The 16,886-nt window shown below is 73.7% G+C and carries 13 protein-coding genes; 7 read left to right on the top strand and 6 right to left on the bottom strand.

The genetic code is table 11. The features are described from left to right. Nucleotides 1–29: 29 nt before the first annotated feature. The 6 genes from pta to Q3W71_RS11525 all read right to left on the bottom strand — a co-directional run bounded on the left by pta (nt 30) and on the right by Q3W71_RS11525 (nt 9,136). Nucleotides 30–2,105 carry a phosphate acetyltransferase gene (gene pta / locus Q3W71_RS11550; RefSeq protein ID WP_302919291.1) on the bottom strand — a complete coding sequence of 692 codons (2,076 nt, stop codon included), beginning with the start codon at nt 2,103–2,105 and terminating at the stop codon, nt 30–32. A gap of 156 nt (nt 2,106–2,261) precedes the next feature. Next, on the bottom strand, nt 2,262–2,441 hold the full coding sequence (locus Q3W71_RS11545) for a DUF6104 family protein (protein WP_088992124.1): 180 nt from the start codon (nt 2,439–2,441) through the stop codon (nt 2,262–2,264). Nucleotides 2,442–2,557: 116 nt separating this feature from the next. Then, nucleotides 2,558–6,292, bottom strand: coding sequence for a multifunctional oxoglutarate decarboxylase/oxoglutarate dehydrogenase thiamine pyrophosphate-binding subunit/dihydrolipoyllysine-residue succinyltransferase subunit (locus Q3W71_RS11540; protein WP_302919290.1), 3,735 nt, complete (start codon nt 6,290–6,292; stop codon nt 2,558–2,560). 310 nt (nt 6,293–6,602) lie between these two features. Next, nucleotides 6,603–7,415, bottom strand: a complete 813-nt coding sequence (locus tag Q3W71_RS11535) for an ABC transporter permease (RefSeq protein WP_302919289.1) — start codon at nt 7,413–7,415, stop codon at nt 6,603–6,605. Next, the gene (locus Q3W71_RS11530) at nt 7,412–8,344 is read right to left on the bottom strand and encodes an ABC transporter ATP-binding protein (protein WP_302919288.1); all 933 of its coding nucleotides are present in this window, start codon (nt 8,342–8,344) and stop codon (nt 7,412–7,414) included. The genes Q3W71_RS11535 and Q3W71_RS11530 overlap by 4 nt, the downstream gene beginning before the upstream one ends. Before the next feature lie 135 nt (nt 8,345–8,479). Further along, nucleotides 8,480–9,136, bottom strand: coding sequence for a hypothetical protein (locus Q3W71_RS11525; protein ID WP_302919287.1), 657 nt, complete (start codon nt 9,134–9,136; stop codon nt 8,480–8,482). Between the two features lie 323 nt (nt 9,137–9,459). Between Q3W71_RS11525 and Q3W71_RS11520 the strand changes: the two genes are divergently transcribed. The 7 genes from Q3W71_RS11520 (at nt 9,460) to Q3W71_RS11490 (ending at nt 16,838) form a co-directional block, all read left to right on the top strand. Further along, entirely contained in the window at nt 9,460–10,251 is a 792-nt protein-coding gene (locus tag Q3W71_RS11520; protein WP_302919286.1) for a GNAT family N-acetyltransferase, read from the top strand. Then, complete coding sequence (locus Q3W71_RS11515; protein ID WP_302919285.1) at nt 10,248–11,126, top strand: lysophospholipid acyltransferase family protein; 879 nt, start codon at nt 10,248–10,250, stop codon at nt 11,124–11,126. The genes Q3W71_RS11520 and Q3W71_RS11515 overlap by 4 nt, the downstream gene beginning before the upstream one ends. 109 nt (nt 11,127–11,235) lie before the next feature. Next, nucleotides 11,236–12,066: a DUF4097 family beta strand repeat-containing protein gene (locus Q3W71_RS11510; RefSeq protein ID WP_302919284.1), complete on the top strand. Its 831-nt coding sequence runs from the start codon at nt 11,236–11,238 to the stop codon at nt 12,064–12,066. Continuing rightward, nucleotides 12,063–12,695, top strand: a complete 633-nt coding sequence (locus Q3W71_RS11505; protein WP_302919283.1) for a PadR family transcriptional regulator — start codon at nt 12,063–12,065, stop codon at nt 12,693–12,695. The genes Q3W71_RS11510 and Q3W71_RS11505 overlap by 4 nt, the downstream gene beginning before the upstream one ends. A gap of 146 nt (nt 12,696–12,841) precedes the next feature. Further along, on the top strand, nt 12,842–13,543 hold the full coding sequence (locus Q3W71_RS11500) for a response regulator transcription factor (RefSeq protein ID WP_088992133.1): 702 nt from the start codon (nt 12,842–12,844) through the stop codon (nt 13,541–13,543). After that, the gene (locus Q3W71_RS11495) at nt 13,540–15,102 is read left to right on the top strand and encodes a cell wall metabolism sensor histidine kinase WalK (RefSeq protein WP_302919282.1); all 1,563 of its coding nucleotides are present in this window, start codon (nt 13,540–13,542) and stop codon (nt 15,100–15,102) included. Before Q3W71_RS11500 ends, Q3W71_RS11495 begins: the two co-directional genes overlap by 4 nt. 62 nt (nt 15,103–15,164) lie before the next feature. After that, nucleotides 15,165–16,838: a S1C family serine protease gene (locus tag Q3W71_RS11490; protein WP_302919281.1), complete on the top strand. Its 1,674-nt coding sequence runs from the start codon at nt 15,165–15,167 to the stop codon at nt 16,836–16,838. Nucleotides 16,839–16,886: the final 48 nt, after the last annotated feature.

Raw genomic sequence — 16,886 nt, 5'->3', positions numbered from 1 at the left:
CGTCGCGCCCAGTCCGATGATCCGCTCGCTCACGCGACCTCCGCGCTGGCCTGGATGGCGGTGATCGCCACCGTGTTGACGATGTCCGGCACGGTCGCGCCGCGGGACAGGTCGTTGACCGGCCGGCGCAGGCCCTGCATCACCGGCCCGACGGCCACCGCGCCGGCCGAGCGCTGCACCGCCTTGTACGTGTTGTTGCCGGTGTTCAGGTCCGGGAAGATGAAGACCGTGGCCCGGCCGGCGACCTCGCTGCCCGGCAGCTTCGTCGCGGCCACCGCCGGGTCGATCGCCGCGTCGTACTGGATCGGCCCCTCCACCAGCAGCTCCGGCCGGCGTTCGCGGACCAGCTTGGTGGCCGCCGCGACCTTCTCCACGTCCTCACCCGCGCCGGAGGTGCCGGTGGAGTAGGAGAGCATGGCGACCCGGGGCTCGATGCCGAACCGGGCCGCGGTGTCGGCCGACGAGATCGCGATGTCGGCGAGCTGGCCGGCGTCCGGGTCGCGGTTGACCGCGCAGTCGCCGTAGACCAGCACCCGGTCGGCGAGCAGCATGAAGAAGACACTGGACGCGACCGAGACGCCCGGCACGGTCCGGATGATCTCGAACGCCGGTCGGATGGTGGCGGCGGTGGTGTGCGTCGCCCCGGAGACCATGCCGTCGGCGTGCCCGGTCTGCACCATCAGCGTGCCGAAGTAGTTCGGCTGGGCCACGATGTCGTGCGCCAGCTCGGCGGTGACCCCCCGGTGGGCGCGCAGCTTCGCGTACTCGGCGGCGAACTCGTCGCGCCACTCGCTGGTCACCGGGTCGACCACCCGCGCCCCGCCGATGTCGATGCCCAGCTCCCGGGTGCGCCGGGCGATGTCGTCCGGGCGGCCGAGCAGGGTCAGGTCGGCGACGTTGCGGCGCAGCAGGATCTCCGCGGCGCGCAGGATGCGCTCCTCCGCCCCCTCCGGCAGCACCACGTGCCGGCGCTGCGTCCGGGCCCGGTCGATCAGGTCGTACTCGAACATCAGCGGGGTGACCCGGGCGGACCGGCTGACCCGCAGCCGGCGGGACAGGTCGTCGGTGTCCACGTAGCGCTCGAAGGCGCCGAGCGCGGCCTCCACCTTGCGCGGGTTGCCGGCGCTGGGCCGGCCCTCGATCCGGCTGGACGCGGACACCGTGTCGTAGCTGTCACTGGTCACCGAGAGCACGGCGAGCCCGGTGTTCAGCCCCTCGAACAGCCGCATGGCCCGCGGGTCGGGCTGCTCGCCGAGGGTGAGCACCAGCCCGGCCACCGACACCTGCCCGGCCACGTGCGCGGCGCTGGCGGCGACCAGCAGGTCGTCCCGGTCCCCGGGGGTGATCACCAGGGCGCCGTCGGTCAGGTGGTCCAGCAGGGTCGGCACGTGCGCCGCGCCCACCACGTAGTCGAGCACGTCCCGGCCGAGGGCGGCGTCGTCCCCGGCGAGCAGGGTGGCGCCGAGCGCCGCCGCCACCTCGGCCACCGTCGGCGCCGACACGCTCGGCACCTCCGGGATGGCGTACGCGGGAACCGGCAGCTCGGGCAGGGGCATCGGCTCGGGCACCCGGTTGGCGATCACCGCCAGCACGGTGGCGCCCAGGTCCGCCAGGTCGTGGTACGCCCCGCGCACGGCGGCCGCGATGGCCGCCGGCTCCTGCCCGAAGCCGTCCACCACCGGCACCACGACGCTGCCGAACTCGGTGGCCAGCCGGGCGTTGAAGGCCAGCTCGCGGGGGCCGGCGGCGTCGCCGCCGTCGGCGAAGTCGCTGCCCACCACGACCACCGCCGGGCACCGCCGCTCCACCGACCGGTAGCGCTCGACGATCCGGGAGATCAGTTCCTCCCGCCGCCCGTCGGCGACCAGCGCGGTCGCCTCGGCGTAGGTGGCGCCGGCCAGGTCGGGCAGCGGCGGCTCGATCCGGTAGCGCTCGCTGAGCAGCGCGAGGATCGGATCCGGGCCGGTGCCGCCGACCAGCGGCCGGAACGCGCCGATCCGCTCGACCTGCCGGGACAACAGCTCCGCCAGTCCGAGGGCGATGGTCGACTTGCCTCCGCCGGAACCCACGCTGGTGACGTACACACTCCGGGCCACGCCCACCACCCTAGAAGATCACGCCACCGCCCACCCGGGTCCTTCGTCCCACCCACCCCCACCCAGCCGTCCCAGCGCGTTGATCATGGAGTTGTTGTCGGCCGCACCGGCGTGTCGCGGCAACAACTTCATGCTCGACCGGGTGGGTGGGGTGCGAGGTGGGGTCTACTCGTCGTCGGGGTCGTCGAGGCGGGCCAGGTAGGTGGCGAGGCGCTCGATCGGGGTCTCGAACTCCGGGTTCAGGTCGACGAAGTCGCGCAGCCGCTCGCCGAGCCACTCCATGCTGACCTGCTCGTCACCCCGGCGCTCGACCAGTTCCTCGATGCCGCGGTCGGTGAAGTACATGTTCGTCCTCGGATGTCGTCCGGCCGGCGGCCGGTGGGGTTCGGGAGGCCGACGCGAGGCGGGGCAGAGCCGTCGTGGTGACGGGCTCTGCCCCGGTGCTCGGCGGTGCGGTCAGGTCACGGGCGAGGCAGCGCCGCCTCGAGCAGGGCGTTCTGCTCCACCTCGTGCATCTTGGCGGAGCCGACGGCCGGCGCGGCGGCGGCCGGGCGGGAGATCCGGCGCAGCCGGACGTCCGCCAGGTGCTCCAGCAGGTTGAGCGCGACGAACGACCAGGCGCCCTGGTTGGCCGGCTCCTCCTGCACCCAGGCGAAGTCCTCCGCGTTCGGGTACTCCGCCAGGGCGGCGCGGATCTCCTCCACCGGCATCGGGTAGAGCTGCTCCAACCGGATGATCGCGGTGTCGGTGATGCCGCGCTCCTGCCGGGCCTGGAGCAGGTCGTAGTAGACCTTGCCGGAGCAGAGCAGCACCCGCTTCACGCCCTGCGGCGCCGGGGCGGCCGAGTCCCGCAGCACCGGCTGGAAGGTGCCGGTGGTGAAGTCCTCGACCGAGGAGACGCAGAGCTTGTGCCGCAGCAGCGACTTCGGCGTGAACACCACCAGCGGCTTCCGCTTCGGCGAGAGGGCCTGGCGTCGCAGCAGGTGGAAGTAGTTCGCCGGGGTGGTCGGGATGGCCACCCGCATGTTGTCCTCGGCGCACATCTGCAGGAACCGCTCCGGCCGGCCGGAGGTGTGGTCCGGGCCCTGGCCCTCGTGGCCGTGCGGCAGCAGCAGGGTGACCGCGGAGCGCTGGCCCCACTTCACCTCGCCGGAGGAGACGAACTCGTCGATCACCGACTGGGCGCCGTTGACGAAGTCGCCGAACTGGGCCTCCCAGCAGACCAGCGCGTTGACGTTCTCCACCGAGTAGCCGTACTCGAAGCCCATCGCGGCGTACTCGCTGAGCAGCGAGTCGTGCACGAAGAACCGGGAGCGCTCGCCGTCGCCGGTCAGCGACTGGAGCGGGAGGTAGTCCTGGCCGGTCCGCGCGTCCACGATCGAGGCGTGCCGCTGGACGAAGGTGCCCCGGCGGGAGTCCTGCCCGGCGAGCCGGACGGTGACCCCGTCGTGCAGCAGCGCGCCGAACGCGATGATCTCGCCGAAGCCCCAGTCGATGTTGCCCTCGACGGACATCTTGGCCCGCCGGTCGAGCAGCTGCTGGATCCGCTTGTGCGGGGTGAAGCCCTCCGGCAGGTTGACGTGCGCCTCGCCGATCGCCTTGACCACGGCCGCGTCGGTGGCGGTGTCCACCTGCGGCTCCGGCTCCTCCTCGCGCTTGGGGCGGCCGAGCTGGCGGGGCGTGGTGGCCGCGTCGCGGGTGGCCTTGAAGACCCGCTCCAGCTGCGCCTGGTAGTCGCGCAGCAGCTCCTCCGCGTCCTCGACGGTGATGTCGCCGCGGCCGATCAGCTCCTCGGTGTAGAGCTTGCGGACCGAGCGCTTCGAGTCGATGATCTTGTACATCTGCGGGTTGGACATCGACGGGTCGTCGCCCTCGTTGTGCCCGCGCCGCCGGTAGCAGACCATGTCGATCACGACGTCCTTGTTGAACGCCTGGCGGTACTCGAAGGCCAGCCGGGCCACCCGGACCACGGCCTCCGGGTCGTCGCCGTTGACGTGGAAGATCGGCGCCTGGATCATCCGGGCCACGTCGGTGCTGTAGAGGCTGGACCGGCTGTACTCCGGGGCGGTGGTGAAGCCGACCTGGTTGTTGACCACCACGTGCACGGTGCCGCCGGTGCGGTAGCCGCGCAGCTGGGACAGGTTGAGCGTCTCGGCCACCACGCCCTGGCCGGCGAAGGCGGCGTCACCGTGCACCGCCAGCGGCAGCACGGTGTAGCCCTCCAGCTTGAGGTCTATCCGGTCCTGCTTGGCCCGGACGATGCCCTCCAGCACCGGGTCGACGGCCTCCAGGTGCGACGGGTTCGCCACCACCGAGACCTTGACCGAGTGCTCGCCGTCCGGGGTGGTGAACTTGCCGTTCTGGCCGAGGTGGTACTTCACGTCGCCCGAGCCCTGGGTGGAGCGCGGGTCGAGGTGCCCCTCGAACTCGGAGAAGATCTTCTCGTACGGCTTGCCGACGATGTTGGCCAGCACGTTGAGCCGGCCGCGGTGGGCCATGCCGATGACGACCTCGTCCAGCCCGTCCTCGGCGGACGCCTCCAGCACCTCGCCCAGCAGCGGGATCAGCGACTCGCCGCCCTCCAGCGAGAAGCGCTTCTGGCCGACGTACTTGGTCTGCAGGAAGGTCTCGAACGCCTCGGCGGCGTTGAGCCGGTTGAGCACGTGCTTCTGCTCGTCCGGGGACGGCTTCTCGTACTTGCGCTCGACCCGCTCCTGGATCCAGCGCCGCTCCTCCGGGTCCTGGATGTGCATGTACTCGATGCCGACCCGGCGGCAGTACGAGTCGCGCAGCACGCCGAGGATCTCCCGCAGCTTCATCCGCTGCTTGCCGGCGAAGCCGTTGACCGGGAAGGTCCGGTCCAGGTCCCACAGGGTCAGCCCGTGCTGGAGCACGTCCAGGTCGGGGTGCTTGCGGATCTTGAACTCGAGCGGGTCCGTGTCGGCCATCAGGTGGCCGCGCACCCGGTAGGCGTGGATCAGCTCGTGCACCCGGGCGGTCTTGTTGATCTGGCCCTCGCTGTCGACCGCGACGTCGCGCATCCAGCGCACCGGCTCGTACGGGATGCGCAGCGAGGTGAAGATCTCGTCGTAGAAGCCGTGCTCGCCCAGGATCAGCTCGTGCATGGCCTTGAGGAACTCGCCGGACTGCGCGCCCTGGATGATCCGGTGGTCGTACGTGCTGGTCAGCGTGATGACCTTGCTGACCGCCAGCTCGGCCAGGGTGGCCTCGCTCATGCCCTGGTACGGCGCCGGGTACTCCATCGCGCCGACGCCGATGATCGCGCTCTGCCCCTGCATCAGCCGCGGCATCGAGTGCACGGTGCCGATGCCGCCCGGGTTGGTCAGCGAGATCGTGGTGCCGGCGTAGTCCTCCATGGTCAGCTCGTTGCGGCGGGCCCGCCGGACCACGTCCTCGTACGCCTGCCAGAACTGCCGGAAGTCCATCTGCTCGCAGGCCTTGATGGACGGCACCACCAGGTTGCGGCTGCCGTCCGGCTTGACCAGGTCGATGGCGATACCGAGGTTGACGTGCTCGGGCCGGACCATCGCCGGCTTGCCGTCGGCCTCGGCGAAGGAGTTGTTCATCTCCGGGTGCTGGGCCAGCGCCCGGACCAGCGCGTAGCCGATCAGGTGGGTGAAGCTGACCTTGCCACCGCGCCCCCGGGCGAGGTGGTTGTTGATCACGATGCGGTTGTCGACCAGGAGCTTGGCCGGGACGGCGCGCACGCTGGTGGCGGTGGGGACGGTCAGCGAGGCGTCCATGTTCTGCACGATCCGCGCCGCGACGCCCCGCAGCGGGGTGGTCTGCGCGCCGGTGGCGGCCGGCTGGGCCGCCTTGGCCGGCGCCGCCTTGGGCTGGGCCGGCTTGGCCGGGGCGGCCTTGGCCGCGGCCGGCTTCGGTGCGGCCGGCTTGGCGGCCGGCTTCGGCTCCGCCGGCTTGGTCGGCGCCTGGGCGACCTCGGCCGTCGCCTCCGGCTGGCCGTCGGGCTCGGGACGGGCGGCGGGGGCGGTCGGCTGGCCCTCACGGGGGGTGGCGGCGCCCGGCCCGGGCCGGTAGTCGGCGAAGAAGTCGTGCCAGGCCGAGTCGACGCTCTTGGGGTCCGCGAGGTACCGCTGGTACATCTCCTCGACGATCCACTCGTTCGGGCCGAAACCCGCCAGTGGGTTCTCCTGCGAAGTCTGCTGGGTCGACACGGCCGGTAATCGCCTCTTTCACGCGGGTTTGTGTGTCACGCGGTGCCCGGCGACGCCCACCCTTCGGGGCGCGCACGAGACGGCTCCCAGGCTACGCCGTACGGATGCCGCAGGCATTTCCGCCTCCGCTGCGTGGTCCGTTTCACAGAAGATGCCAGAAGTTCGGTAAACGCTGCGTGTTCCGACAACTGCTGGTAAGGCGCGGGGTGTCGGAGACGCCCACTTTCCGCGTCCGCCACGTGGTGGCCGCACCCGGACGCGGAGCGGGGGTGGCGCCGACCGGCACCACCCCCGCCCGGACCGCTCGCGGTCAGGAGATGTCCCGCCGCCGGGTCATCAGGACGCCGAAGGTTCCGGTGACCACCGCGTAGCCGATCAGCACCAGGGCGCCGACCCACCACGCGGGGGTGAACTCCGACTGGCCCTCGGAGATCATCACCGTGGACGCCACCGCCGGCCAGATCACCTGCCACTTCACCACCGCCGGGTTGTCCAGCGCGTTGGACAGCAGCAGGAACAGCAGACCGATCACCTGGGTGCCGACCAGGTAGAGCACCGCGGAGGTGATCACCGCGCCCAGCTGGTTGGTGATCAGCGTGCCGATGCCGACCCCGAGGATCGTCCAGATCGCGTACGCCAGCAGGTTGAACAGCAGCGCCCGCTGCACCGCCCACTCGCCGAGCTGGGTGCCCTGGTCCTGGGCGGTCAGGAAGATCGCGCCGGCGGCCAGGTCGATCAGCGTGGTGACCAGCCAGAACAGGAAGCCCAGCAGGCTGGCCGCGACCAGCTTGCTGGCGATCACCGAGGTGCGCCGCGGGGTGGCCAGGAAGGTGGTGGTCGCCGTCTGGTGGAAGAACTCGTTGGTGACCATCAGGATGCCGATCAGCATCACGAACATCAGGCCGAGGTACTGGCCGGAGGTGTAGATGTTCGCCGCCTGCGCCGGGACGGTCGCCTGGTCCCCGCTGAAGCCCAGGGTCTCGCCGTTGCCCTTGAACACCTCGCTGGCGGCCCAGGCGTTGAAGGCGAAGGCCATCGCGATGGCCAGGAACGCCCCGATCGCCAGCCACCACCAGGTGCTGGTGGTACGGATCTTGAGCAGCTCGGATCGGACGAGGTTCATCGGATGTCCGCCTTTCCGGCCGTCAGCTCCAGGAACACCCGTTCCAGGTCGGGTCGTTCCGTGGTGAGTTCGTGCAGCTCCACGCCGGCGGCCAGGGCGACCCGGCCGACCGTCGGGGCGTCCACCCCGCCGACCAGCAGGGCGCCGTGCTCGTCGAGGTCGACCGTGGCCGCCTCCGCCTTCAACGCCGCGGTCAGCGCGTCGGCCTGCGGGGTGCGGACCCGCACCCGGACGCCCTGCGCCATCGAGCCGATCACCTGGTCCACCGGGCCCTGCCGGACCAGCTGGCCGGCGGCGATGATCACCACGTCGTCGGCGAGCAGCTGCATCTCCGACAGCAGGTGGCTGGAGACCAGCACGGTGCGGCCCTGCTGGGCCAGGCCCTTGAGGAACCCGCGCATCCAGCGGATGCCCTCCGGGTCCAGACCGTTGGCCGGCTCGTCGAGGATCAGCACCCGCGGGTCACCGAGCATCGCGGCGGCGATGCCCAGGCGCTGCTTCATGCCGAGCGAGTAGCCCTTGAACTTGCGCTTCGCCGCCGGGGTCAGCCCGACCAGGGCCAGCGCCTCGTCGGCCCGCTGCTTCGGCAGCCCGGCCGCCGCGCAGATCACCCGGAGGTGGTTGATGCCGGTCCGGCCCTTGTGCGCGCTGGACGCCTCCAGCACCGCCCCGACGTGCCGCAGCGGGTCGGTCAGGTCGGCGTACCGCCGGCCGCCGATGGTCGCCACGCCGGCGGTGGGGGTGACCAGGTTCAGCAGCATGCGCAGGGTGGTGGTCTTGCCGGCCCCGTTCGGGCCGAGGAAGCCGGTCACCCGCCCCGGCTCGACGGTGAACGACAGGTCGTTGACCGCCCTCACGTTCTTGTACTGCTTCGTCAGGCCGGACACCACGATCTGACCGTCGGTGGGGCTTCGCTGCCCGTCAGTCATTACTCTCCCTCCGTGCGATGGCGTCGGGGTACGCCGTTGCACAGCGTGACGGCCGCGCGCAACAAGGTCAATCAGGCGCGGTCCGTAGTTTCCTCTCCACCCCGGGCAGGAGGGGGGTCATCCTCGGGACGGACCTCAGCCGGCGGGCAACGCCACCCAGGTCGCCCGGGCGGTGCCGAGCAGCTGCCCGGTCGGGCCGTACAGGCTGGTGTGCACGAGCGCCTTGCGGCCCTCGCCGCCCACGGTCGCGCCGGTCACCACGCACTCGTCGCCCGGCGCCGGCAGCGCGTGCACGGTCGCGGCGATCCGGCCCAGCACGTACGGGCGGCCGGGCGCGATCACCGACCAGCCGCCGGGACAGTCCAGGGCCGCCCAGACGGTCGGCACCTCGACCTTCGCCGGCACCCGGAACGGGGCGGCGGTCCGCCCGTCCGGCAGCCGACCCGGGAAGATCCGCAGCCCGTCCGCCCGCCGCGGCCCGCAGACGTAGCAGCCGGGGAAGGGGTGGTCGACCAGACCGGGGTACCCGGCCGCGGCGGCCCGGGCGGTCGGCAGGTCCACCGGCGGCACCACCGCCGCGATCTCCCCGGTCGGGCGGACCTCGGCGACCAGGTGCCCGTCCGGGTCGTGGACCTCGCCGTCGGCGAGCGTCAGCGGGGTCTCCAGCGGCGGCGGCCGGCGCAGCGTCACCTCGACCGGCCCCGGCCCGCCGGACGCGGCCGCGAAGAGCCCGGCGCTCCAGCCGCCGTTGCCCGAGCCGGGCGGCCCGTTGAAGCGGGACTCGATGATCATCAGACACCTCCGACGGTCGCGGCTCCGGCGTCGTCGCCGGCCGCTCCGGCAGCCTCGCACGCCGGGTGCCGGTGGCGGCGCACCCCTCCCGCCCCGGTGGACCCGGCACCCGCCACCGGTGTCGCGCCGCCGCGCTCACCCGGCCGCGCCGCCGCGCTCACCCCCCGACTGGGCCGCTGCCCCCGCCCGTGCCGCGCCGCTGGCCGTCGCCCGGGCGGTCTCGTGCCCGCGCGCCGCCACCCGTCACGGGTCGCCGGCCGGCGTTCACCGGATCGACACTCCTGGTCACCGCGACCGGCACCCGGGCCGCCTACACAGTTCCCATGGCTGTCCTGCCCGCCGCTGGCGCACCCCTGACGACCAGCGGATACACCCTGCTGATCGCCGACGACCCGACCCGGGTCGCGGCCGCGCAACGCCTCCGGCACGAGGTGTTCGCCACCGAACTCGGGGCCACCCTCCCGGGCTCCGCCGGCCTGGACGCCGACGACCTCGACCCGTACTGCGACCACCTGGTCGTGCTGGAGGAACGCACCGGCGAGGTGGTCGGCACGTACCGGCTGCTGCCGCCCGGCCGGACCGCCCGCCGGTACGCCGAGGGCGAGTTCGACCTGACCCCGCTCGCCCCGCTGCGGGACGTCCTGGTCGAGACCGGCCGCTCCTGCGTGCACCCGGACCACCGGACCGGCGCGGTGATCAACCTGATGTGGGCCGGCATCACCCGCTACCTGCACCTGCGCGGCTCCCGCTGGCTCGGCGGCTGCGCCTCGGTGCCGGTCGCGGACGGCGGGCTCGCCGCCGCCGAGGTCTGGGCCCGGGCGCGCGCCCGGCACCTGGCGCCGCCGCCGCTGCGGGTCCGCCCGTTGCGGCCCTGGTTCGCCGAACCGGGCGCCCGGGCGGCGGTCCCGGATCCCGGCCCGGCCGGCCCGACCCGGGTGCCGCCACTGCTGCGCGGCTACCTCCGGCTGGGCGCGTGGATCTGTGGCGAGCCGGCGTACGACCCGGACTTCGGGGTCGCCGACTTCTACGTGCTGTTCTCGCTGGACCGGATGAACCCGCGCTACCTGCGGCACTTCCTGGCCGGGGCGGACCGGCCGGCGGGAGCGGACCGGTGAGCGGGCACGACCTCTGGCGGCCGGCCTCCGGCTGCGGCCCGGACTGCCTGCCGGCGCCCGGCCGGACCCCGGTCGTGCCGGCGGTTCGCCGGGCCGCGCGGCTGGCCGCCCTGCTCGGGATGCTGGTGCTCGGCACCGGCCTGGCGGTGCTGCTGCCGCTGCTGCCGGCGGCGGAGCGGCGGGTGGCGCTGGGCGGCTGGGCCCGGGCCACCGCCCGGGCGCTCGGGGTGCGCCTGGTGGTCCGCGGCCGGCTGCCCCGGCGGCGCGCGCTGCTGGTCGCCAACCACCTGTCCTGGCTGGACGTGCTGGCCGTGCTCGCCGTCGCGCCGGCCCGGCCGGTGGCCAAGCGCGAGGTACGCGGCTGGCCCCTGCTGGGCTGGCTGGCCCGGGCCGCCGGCACCCTCTTCGTGGACCGGACCCGACCCCGCGACCTGCCGGCCACCGTCGGCCGGGTGGCGGACGCGCTGCGGGCGGGTCGGTCCGTGGCGGTGTTCCCGGAGGGCACCACCTGGTGCGGCGCGGCGACGGGTTGCCGGCCACCGGGCGGGTTCCGGCCGGCGGTGTTCCAGGCGGCCGTCGACACCGGCGCTCCGGTGGTGCCGTTGCGGATCGGCTACCGGGACGCGGCGACCGGGGAGGCGACCACGGCGCCGGCCTTCCTCGGCGACGAGCACCTGTGGCGGTCGCTGCGGCGGGTGCTGGCCAGCCCCGGCCTGGTGCTCACGGTGACCGTGACGACCGCGCTGCACCCCGCCCCGGGGGCGGACCGGCGGATGCTGGCCCGGGCCGCCGAGTCGGCCGTACACCTCCGCCCGGCGGCCGCCCGACCGGCGCCGCGGCCACGGGCGGCGTTCGAGGTCGACCTGGCCGCCTGACCCCGAGCCTCCCCGCCCGCGCCCGCGACACCGTCTTGCCATATCGCGATGTATCGCGTTAGTCTCCTCGGCGTCGGCGCGCCCCGCCGCGCCCGCCGAGGGAGGAACCATGACCGAGTGGATCGTCGACAGTCCGCAGCGGCTCACCCTGGACGGGCCGGTCACCCGGCTCGACGTCCGCCTGGTCAGCGGTCGGCTCAACGTGGTGGCCGCCGACGGCCCGCCCCGGGTGGACGTCACCCGGGTCGGCCGCCGGCCGGTGCGGATCGAGCACCGCGACGGGCGGTTGTCCGTCCGGCAGCCGCGCGGCAACCGCTGGTGGGACGCGCTGTTCTGGGTCGGGCCGCTGGCCCGGTTGCCCCGGGTCGACGTCTCGGTCGCGGTCCCCGCCGACGTGCTCGCCGACCTGCACCTGACCGAGGGCTCGCTGGTCGCCTCCGGGCTGCGCCGGCAGACCCGGGCGGACGTGACCGCCGGCCAGATCACCCTGATGGGGCTGCGCGGGCGGACCGCCGCGAAGATCACCTCGGGCCCGGTGGAGGCGCTCGGGGTGACCGGCGACCTCGAGGTGGAGACCGTCTCGGGCGAGGTCATCCTCGCCGACAGCGCGCCCGGCCAGGTCCGCGCGCAGACCGTCTCCGGCGCCATCACCTGCGACTTCGACAATCCCCGGCGCAGCGACATCCGGCTGAGCACGATCTCCGGCAGCATCACCGTCCGGGTCCGGGAGGACAGCGACCTCGCCGTCCGGTTGCACACCTCGTCCGGGCGGATCACCAGCGGCTTCCCGGCGGTACGCGGCAACGCCGCGCTGGGCGCGGTGGTCGACAGCGAGGGGGTGCTCGGCGCCGGCGAGGGTAGGCTCTGGGCGTCCGCCACCTCCGGCAGCATCGCGCTGCTCGCCCGTCCGGTGGACGACGACGAGGAGGAGTTGCCGTGACCGCCGTGTTCAGTCACGGGCGGCTCCGGCTCTACCTGCTCAAGCTCCTCGACGGCGGCCCCAAGCACGGATACGAGCTGATCCGCCTGCTGGAGGAGCGGTTCCTCGGCCTGTACGCCCCCAGCGCCGGCACCATCTACCCGCGGTTGCAGCGGCTGGAGGCCGACGGGCTGGTCAGCCACACCGCGGCCGGGGGCCGGAAGGTCTACGAGATCACCGACGCCGGGCGGGCCGAGCTGAACCAGCGGGCCGGCGAACTGGCCGCCCTGGAATCGGACATCGCGGCCTCGGTGGCCGATCTCTCCACCCTGGCCGGGGAGATCCGCAGCGAGGTACGCGGCTCCGTCCGCGACCTCAAGCGGGAACTGCGCGAGGCGACCCGGCAGACCCGGCGCGGCCGGTGGGTCCCGCCCGCACCCGCCCCCGCTCCGTCTCCCGCTCCCGCCACCGCACCTCCGCCGCCCGGGCCGGAACCGGCCGCCCAGGCGGAGTTCGACGAGCGACTGGCCGCGTTCACCGGCGAGGTGGCCGCGCTGGTCCGGGCCCGGCGGCTCAGCGACGCGCAGCTGCGGACGGCGATCCGGCTGCTCGACGGCGCCCTGGACGGGCTGCGCCGGCTGCTGCGCTGACCTCCGCCGCCGTGCGGGCCGCGCCCGCCCCGGCGGACGCGCGCCCAGCATGCCGGGCGGGCCGTCCAGCGGCTGGCGGGGCGGCTCACAGGGTTTTTCCAGGGACCACCCAGGCCGGACGCAGCGACGGCGCGGATGATGGGCACATGCCCGCTACCCAGACCGAGGCGCGACTGCTCGTCGTCGAGGACGATCCCAACATCCTCGAACTGCTCTCCGCGAGCCTACGGTTCGCGGGCTTCGACGTGGCCACCGCGACCAGCGGCAGTTCCGCGCTGAGCGCCGCCAAGGACCACCGGCCCGATCTGGTGGTGCTCGACGTGATGCTGCCCGACCTGGACGGCTTCGAGGTGATCCGGATGCTGCGCGAGGGGGGCACCCGTACCCCGGTGGTCTTCCTGACCGCCCGGGACGCCACCGACGACAAGATCCGCGGGCTCACCCTGGGCGGCGACGACTACGTCACCAAGCCGTTCAGCCTGGAGGAGCTGACCGCCCGGATCCGGGCGGTGCTGCGACGCACCAGCACCGGCGAGCAGGCCCCGTCCCGGCTCACCTTCGCCGACCTGGAACTGGACGAGGAGACCCACGAGGTGCACCGGGCCGGCCAGCGGGTGCAGCTCTCGCCGACCGAGTTCAAGCTGCTGCGCTACCTGATGCTGAACGCCAACCGGGTGCTGTCCAAGGCGCAGATCCTCGACCACGTCTGGAACTACGACTTCCGCGGTGACGACAACATCGTCGAGTCCTACATCTCCTACCTGCGGCGCAAGGTGGACAACGTCGAGCCCCGGCTGATCCACACCCTCCGGGGCGTCGGTTACGTGCTGCGCAAGCCGGCGGCGTGAACACGGTCCACCAGGCGAAGCTCCGACTCCGGAGCGTCCCGCTCCGGGTCAAGCTGGTCACCTCGGTTCTCGCCCTGGTGGCGCTGGCGCTGCTGGTGATCAGCTCGCTCACCGCCGTCTTCCTGCGCAGCTACCTGATCGACCAGGTCGACAACGAACTGCGGGGCGGCACGAACGGGGTGGCGCAGGCGCTCGAACGCGCGCAGGTCGAGGGGAACAAGATCTTCGTCGGTATCCCCAGCGACTACGTGGCCGCGCAGGCCTTTCCATCGGGCAGGGTCGATCCGACCGCTTACTACTCCGGGCTGCGCTCGGGCGAGCTACCCCGGACGCCGACCAGCTACCAGGGGTTCGCCGAGGAGGTCGGCGAGCCGTTCACCGTCCGGTCGGTGGACGGGCACACCCGCTGGCGGATGCTCTACACCGAGCTGGACAACGGTCGGATCCTGGCCTTCGGCCAGCACCTCACCGACGTCGACCGGGCGGTCGCCCGGCTGGTCTGGATCGACGTCCTGGTCGGCGGGTCGGTGCTGATCCTGCTCGCCTCGATCGGTGCGGCGATCGTCCGGACCAGCCTGAAACCGCTGGTGGAGATCGAGCGGACGGCCGCCGCCATCGCCGGCGGCGACCTGACCCGCCGGGTGCCCGACCCGGAGGAGGGGCAGGAGTGCCCCACCTCGGAGCTGGGCCGGCTCTCCCGGGCGCTGAACGCGATGCTCACCCAGATCGAGGCGGCCTTCACCGCCCGGGCGGCCTCGGAGACGGCGGCCCGCTCGGCCGAGGCGAGCGCCCGGGACGCGGCCGTCGCCGCGCAGGCGTCCGAGGCCCGGGCCCGGCGCTCGGAGGAGCGGATGCGGCAGTTCGTCGCGGACGCCTCGCACGAGCTGCGTACCCCGCTGACCACCATCCGCGGTTTCGCCGAGCTGTACCGGCAGGGCGCGGCCCGCGCCCCGGAGCAGACCGCCGACCTGCTGCGCCGGATCGAGGACGAGGCGGCCCGGATGGGCCTGCTGGTGGAGGACCTGCTGCTGCTCGCCCGGCTGGACCGGGAGCGGCCGCTCTCCCTCGCCCCGGTTGAGCTACCGGTGCTGGCCAGCGACGCGGTGGAGGCCGCCCGGGTGATGGCGCCGGAACGCCGGATCGAGCTGGAGATCGAGCCCGGCTCCGGGCCCCTGGTGGTCTACGGCGACGACGGCCGGCTCCGGCAGATCATCGGCAACCTGATGACGAACGCCCTGACGCACACCCCGGCGGAGGCGTCGGTGACCCTGCGGCTGCGCGCCGAGCCCGGCAACCTGGCAGTCGTGGAGGTGGCCGACACCGGCCCCGGACTCGCCCCCGAACAGGCGGAACGCGTCTTCGAGCGGTTCTACCGGGTGGACGCCGCCCGTACCCGGCGGGCCGGTGGCAACACCGGCACCGGGCTCGGCCTGGCCATCGTCGCCGCGCTGGTGGCCGCCCACCACGGCACCGTCGAGGTGGCCGAGACCCCGGGCGGGGGAGCGACCTTCCGGGTCCGGCTGCCGCTGGTGCCGGACGTGGACATCGACGGCGAGTGATTTTCAGCCAACCTTCAGGCCGATTCCAGGCTGATCGCAGAGCGCAGGGGCAAGGTGGAGACATGACCGAGTACGAGTCCGACCCGCAGCGCCGGCCGGCCCCCACCGACGCCGAGCCGTCGCACCCCACCGCCGAGCTGCCGCACGTCGAGCGCGCGCAGTCCGACTCCCCGACCACCGAGGCGGGCCCGGCCGCCGATCCCGCCGCCCGGTCCGCCGAGGCCGCCGAGCCGACCGCCGAGGTCGCCACGCCGCCCGCCGGGCCGACCGTCGGCCAGCCCGCCACCGGGCCCGCCGAGCACCCCACCGCCGAGCACCCCGGTGCCGGCCGGCCGGCCGACGGCACGTCGCCTGCCCCGGTCCGGCTGCCGGAGCAGGCCCCGGCCGGCAACGAGCCCACCGTCCCGGTCGCGGCCGTCGCGGCCCAGCCCACCTCGGCCGCGCCGTCCGCCGCCCCGTACCCGACCTCCGGCCAGCCGGGCCACGCCCCGGCCGGCGGGCACCCGTACCCGGCCGGCGGGCCCGGCCACCCGGGCGCCGGCGGCTACCCGGGCGGCCCCTGGTACTCCGGGCAGCACTCCGGCTGGACCGGCGGGGGTCAGCCGGGCCACCCCGGAGGCGCCTTCCCGCAGCAGCACCCGGGCCAGCCGACCCCGCCCTGGGCGCCGGCGCAGCCCGCGCCGCGACCCGGCCGGATCGCCAAGTTCGCCGGTGCGGGCGTCGCGGTGCTGGCGCTGATGCTCGGCTCCGGCGTCGCCGGCGGCGCGCTGGCGCTCGCCGTGGACGGCGACTCCGGCGGGATCACCCGCACCTACTCCGCCGCACCCGTGATCAACGGTGCGGACCTGCCGCGGATCGCCGCCTCGGTGCAGGACAGCGTCGTGTCGATCACCACCGACAGCGGCGAGGGATCGGGCGTGATCCTCAGCGACGACGGCTACGTGCTGACCAACAACCACGTGGTCGCCGCGGCCGGCGGGAACAGCGTCCGGGTGGTCTTCGCCGACGGCAAGAGCGCCCAGGCGCGGGTCGTCGGCACCGACCCGAAGACCGACCTGGCCGTGGTGAAGGCCTCCGGGGTCAGCGGCCTGAAGCCGGCCACCTTCGGCGACAGCGACGCCATGCAGGTCGGCGACCAGGTGCTCGCCCTGGGCAGCCCGCTGGGCCTGCAGGGCTCGGTGACCGCCGGCATCCTCAGCGCCCGGGACCGCACCATCCAGGCCGGCAGCGGGGAGCAGCGGCAGGCCCCGGGCCAGGGCGCCAGCTCGATCTCCGGGCTACTGCAGACCGACGCGCCGATCAACCCGGGCAACTCCGGCGGCGCGCTGGTCAACACCCGCGGCGAGGTGATCGGCATCAACACCGCCATCGCCACGGCCGGCCAGGGCAGCGGCAACATCGGGGTGGGCTTCGCCATCCCGAGCAACAAGGCCAAGGACGTGGCCGGCAAGCTCCAGCGCGGTGAGAAGGTCAGCCACCCGTCGCTGGGCGTGAGCGTCAACGCCGCCCCGGACGGCGGGGCGCTGGTCGCCGCCGTCACCCCGGGCAGCGCCGCCGAGAAGGCCGGCCTGCGCCAGGGCGACGTGATCACCCGCTTCGGCGACAAGGTGATCAACGACTCCAACGACCTGGTCGGTGCCGTGCAGGCCGGCAAGGTCGGCGACCGGGTCGAGGTGACCTACCAGCGAAACGGATCCGAGTCGACGGCAACCGTGACGCTCGCCGAAGCGTCCTAATCCGTACCGAAGCCTGCCTCCTCCCACGGGCGGCGGGTGACGGGGCCA

The sequence above is a fragment of the Micromonospora sp. C28SCA-DRY-2 genome (genome assembly GCF_030519475.1).
Taxonomy (GTDB): Bacteria; Actinomycetota; Actinomycetes; order Mycobacteriales; family Micromonosporaceae; genus Micromonospora.
The sequence above is the reverse complement of the archived record's forward strand: the minus strand, read 5'-3'. Positions and strand labels throughout refer to the sequence as shown.